Here is a 4,170-nt window from a genome sequence, read left to right as displayed (position 1 = left end):
CGTCGTGCTCTATCCCAAGGACTACAAGGGCAAGCCGCCCGCCAGCGCTCCCTCCTTCTCGCGGCGGCGGTAGCTCTCTCCCTTTCTTCTGCTGCCTCTGTGGTGATAGCCAGCCACGCTATTGCGCCCGGCTGCATAACTTGGCATGATGCCCGGAAGACGGGAGAGGTGGGAAGAGAATGTCGGCTGACGTAACGCTGCTCTCCGAGATTCCGATCTTCGCGCTGCTCGATCCCGAGGAGCGCACCACGCTGGGCGGCCTGCTGGACGAGCGCCACTTCGACAAGGGCGAGACCATCTTCTCCTTCGGGGACCCCGGCGACGCCCTCTTTATCGTGCGCCAAGGCGCGGTCCAGGTCTATTCCGAGGACACCGAGGGCTCCAAGATCATCCTGGGGGAGAACCAGGCGGGCGACGTCTTCGGGGAGATCTCGCTGTTCGATGGCGGGCCGCGCACCGCCACCGCGGTGGCGGTGGAGGAGACCGACTGCTTCACCCTGGACCGCGAGAACCTGCTCGACCTGGTCACCCACCATCCTCACGCCGCCCTCGACCTGCTCACGGTGATGGGGCGGCGGCTGCGCACTACCGACGAACTGCTGCGCACCCACGTCACCCGCAACCTCAACGTCGAGGAGGAGGAGCGGCTGACCCTGGGCGAGCGCATCGCCGACCGCGTGGCCACCTTTGGCGGCTCCTGGACCTTCATCATCACCTTCGCGGGCGTGCTGGTGGCCTGGGTGGTGACCAACACGGTGCTGCTGGCCCTCCATCCCTTCGATCCCTATCCCTACATCCTGCTCAACCTCTTCCTCTCCATGCTGGCGGCGCTGCAGGCCCCGGTGATCATGATGAGCCAGAACCGGCAGGCGGCGAAGGACCGGCTGAAGGCCGACCTGGATTACGAGGTCAACCTCAAGGCGGAGCTGGAAGTGGCGCAGTTGCACAACAAGATCGACCGCGTCTACGAGCAGATGCAGGCCGGCTTCGCGCGCCTGGAGAAGCAGCGCGGCGCGACCCAGGGCGGCATGCCCACCGACAATGGGCGCAGGCCCACGGTCTCCTAGTCACCCCAAGAGACACAGAGGCACAGAGAGGAAGGCAAAAGGAGCAAGGCAACTGGCGCTCCGCCCCATCCCGCATTCTCAACTCTGCATTCTGCAATTTCTCTGTGTCTCTGTGCCTCTCGTGGTGAAATAACCGCGTGCACCTGGACGACACCATCGTGGCCGTGTCCACGCCGCCGGGGCGCGGCGGCATCGGGGTGGTGCGGCTGTCGGGGCCGGAAGCGCGCGCCATCGCCGCGCCGCTCTTGCGCCTGAAGAGCGCGCTGGAGCCGCAGCGCGCCCTCTTCGGCGAACTGGTGGAGCCCGCGTCGGGCGAGCGCCTCGACGAGGTGGTGGTCACCTTCTTCCCGAAGCCGCACTCCTACACCACCGACGACGTGGTCGAGATCTCCGCCCACGGCGCGCCCGTGGTGCTGCGGCGCGCGGTGGAGCTGTGCCTGGAGCGGGGCGCGCGCCTGGCCGAGCCCGGGGAGTTCACGCTGCGCGCCTTTCTGCATGGCCGGTTGGACCTGACCCAGGCGGAGGCGGTGCGCGACCTGATCGAGTCGCAGACCCTCTACCAGGCCAAGGTGGCGGCGCAGCAGTTGGAGGGCGCGCTCTCGCGCCGGCTCGCTCCTATCAAGGAAAAGCTGGTGGGGCTGATCGCGCTGCTGGAGGCGGGCATCGACTTCGCCGAGGACGACGTGCCCGTGCTTCCCGATCCGCAGATCGCCCACTCCATCCTCCAGGTGCGGGAGCCGCTGGCCGCGCTGGCGGAGAGCTTCGCCTACGGCAAGGTGGTGCACGAAGGCATGACCCTGGCCATCGTGGGGCGTCCCAACGTGGGCAAGAGCTCGCTCTTCAATCGCCTGGTGGAGCGCGAGCGCGCCATCGTGACCGCGTCGCCGGGCACGACCCGCGACCTGGTGAGCGAGACGGTGGCGCTCGCCGGCATCCCCGTGCACCTGGTGGACACCGCCGGGCTGCGCCAGGCGCTGGACGAGGCCGAGAGCCTCGGCGTCCAGAAATCCATGGAGGCGCTGGCCGACGCGGACCTGGTGCTGGTGGTGCTCGACGCCTCGCAGCCGCGCGCGCGCGAGGATGAGGAACTGCTGGCCCAGGTGGGCGAGCGCGCCTTCATCGTCGTCGCTAACAAGTGGGACCTGCGCAGCGCCTCAACCAGGAACCGGGAACCGGGAACTGGGAACTTCCTTCCGACTTCTGCTCTGACCGGCGAGGGCATCCCCGAATTGCGGGAGGAGATCCTGCGGCACGTGCGCGGAGAGGCGGGGGCGCAGGCGGAGAGCGGCTTTCTGACCAACGCGCGCCACCAGGCGCTGGTGCGGGAGTCGCTGGCGGCGCTGGACGCGGCCACCCAGGCCGCGCGCAACCGCATCCCCCACGAAATGATCCTGCTCGACCTCTACACCGCGCTGCGGCCGCTGGACGCCATCACCGGCCAGACCACCGCCGACGACATCCTCAACCGCATCTTCAGTTCGTTCTGTATCGGGAAATGAGGCTGACGGCTATTTCGGGTTCTGGTGCAGCCAGTCGGTGGGCTGGCGCAGCCAGTCGTTGCCGGCTTCGGGGGTGACGGTGACGTCCATCATGCCGTCCACCTCGGCGGGATCGTCGCGCCCGGCCTGGAAGGTGGTCTGGCCCTGGGCGCCGGGGGCGAAGGAGTCGGCGAGCAGAATCTCGCGGATCTCGACCGACTTCTGGCCGTTCTGGGCGATGGCCTCGACGTAGGTGACGCCGCGCACCAGGTAGGGATGGCCGCGCCAGATCAGCAGCAGCGGCTGGCGGCGAAGCACGCCGGCCACGAGGTCGTCGGGAGCGCTGAGGCCGGGGGTGAAGCGGCTCTCCACCCGCACCTTGCTGCCGTCCTCGCGCCGGTACTCGCCCGCCGCCACCTGCGCCAGCCGCTCCAGGTCGCCCAGGCGGTCGTCGCAGACGGTGCCGGCGTAGGCCTTGAGCACCAGGTCCTCGGGCTTGAGCGGCAGGCCGCGCAGGCGCAGCATGTCGGCCATGCCCGCCGCCCAGGCCCAGTTGGCGCACTTCTGCGCCGCCGGAGTGACGGCGAGGCCGGCGATCTCGACCGTCTTGGGAGGCTGGCGGGTCAGCGCCCACTTGGGCTTCTTCGCGACCGCGGGCAGCGCGCACCCAGCCAGCAGCAGCACGGCGATCAGCGCCCGTCGCATGCTGCGAGTGTAGCGCGGTTTGCCTCGGGTGCGGCGCTGGGGAACAGGGGTAGTTAGTAGCTGGTAGCTGGAAGGTTTCAGAGTTTCAACGTTTGAAGGTGCTGCGCCCGGGGAGTCTTTGAAACCTTGAAACATTGAAACTTTGAAACCTGTTCTTACTTGGCCAGGAGCGCCAGCGTGTCGCGGAAGAGCTTCTCGAAGGAGTCGCCCTTGCCGTTCGAGGCCAGGCGGGCGAGGGCGCGCTCGGCGGCGGCGCGCTGGTAGCCCAGGTTGACCAGCGCCGAGAGCACGTCTTCCTCGAGGGGCGAGGCCTTGGGCGCCGCGGGCGCGGCCGCCAGCCCTTCCAGCTTGTCGCGCAGTTCCAGCACCATGCGCTCGGCGGTCTTCTTGCCGATGCCGGGGATGCGGGTGAGCTGGGCCACGTCGTTGTCGCGGATGGCCGCCACCATGGCCTCGGCCGCCATGCCGCTCAGGATGGTGACCGCCAGCTTGGGCCCGATGCCGCTCACCGCGATCAGGCGCTCGAACAGCCGCTTCTCTTCGGCGCGCAGAAAGCCGTAGAGCGCCAGCGCGTCCTCGCGCACGTGGGTGTGGATGTGCAGCGCCACCTCGCTGCCCGCCGCCGGCAGTTCGGAGAAGGTGGGGATGGTGATGTTCACGTCGTAGCCCACGCCCCCGGCCTCCACGATGACCTGGTTGGGATGCTTGGCGACGATGCGGCCGCGCAGATGGGCGATCATCGGGAGTCATTTAACCACAGAGGACGGGGACGATTGCAGATTTCAGAATGAAGATTGAAGAATGGAATGCATCTCTGTTGGGATGTCATCCTTCCGCCGACCGAAGGGAGGCGGGAGGATCTGACGATGCGGCCGGCGCCGCCGGAAGTGGTGGTGTGGGCGACGTCGTCAGATCCTCCG

At 68.1% G+C, this 4,170-nt stretch carries 4 protein-coding genes; 2 read left to right on the top strand and 2 right to left on the bottom strand.

Annotated features, from left to right (window positions below):
* The first annotated feature begins 179 nt into the window (after positions 1–179).
* Together VEG08_14980 and mnmE are read left to right on the top strand one after the other, a co-directional pair.
* Complete coding sequence (locus tag VEG08_14980; GenBank protein ID HXZ29296.1) at positions 180–1,067, top strand: DUF1003 domain-containing protein; 888 nt, start codon at positions 180–182, stop codon at positions 1,065–1,067.
* Between the two features lie 137 nt (positions 1,068–1,204).
* On the top strand, positions 1,205–2,566 hold the full coding sequence (gene mnmE, locus VEG08_14975) for a tRNA uridine-5-carboxymethylaminomethyl(34) synthesis GTPase MnmE (GenBank protein HXZ29295.1): 1,362 nt from the start codon (positions 1,205–1,207) through the stop codon (positions 2,564–2,566).
* A 9-nt stretch (positions 2,567–2,575) separates the two neighbouring features.
* Here the strand turns inward: mnmE and VEG08_14970 are convergent, their stop codons facing one another.
* Together VEG08_14970 and ruvA are read right to left on the bottom strand one after the other, a co-directional pair.
* Entirely contained in the window at positions 2,576–3,250 is a 675-nt protein-coding gene (locus VEG08_14970; GenBank protein HXZ29294.1) for a hypothetical protein, read from the bottom strand.
* A gap of 155 nt (positions 3,251–3,405) precedes the next feature.
* On the bottom strand, positions 3,406–3,990 hold the full coding sequence (ruvA, locus tag VEG08_14965) for a Holliday junction branch migration protein RuvA (GenBank protein ID HXZ29293.1): 585 nt from the start codon (positions 3,988–3,990) through the stop codon (positions 3,406–3,408).
* Positions 3,991–4,170: the final 180 nt, after the last annotated feature.

It is taken from the genome of Terriglobales bacterium (assembly GCA_035624475.1).
Taxonomy (GTDB): Bacteria; Acidobacteriota; Terriglobia; order Terriglobales; family Acidobacteriaceae; genus DASPRL01.
The sequence above is the reverse complement of the archived record's forward strand: the minus strand, read 5'-3'. Positions and strand labels throughout refer to the sequence as shown.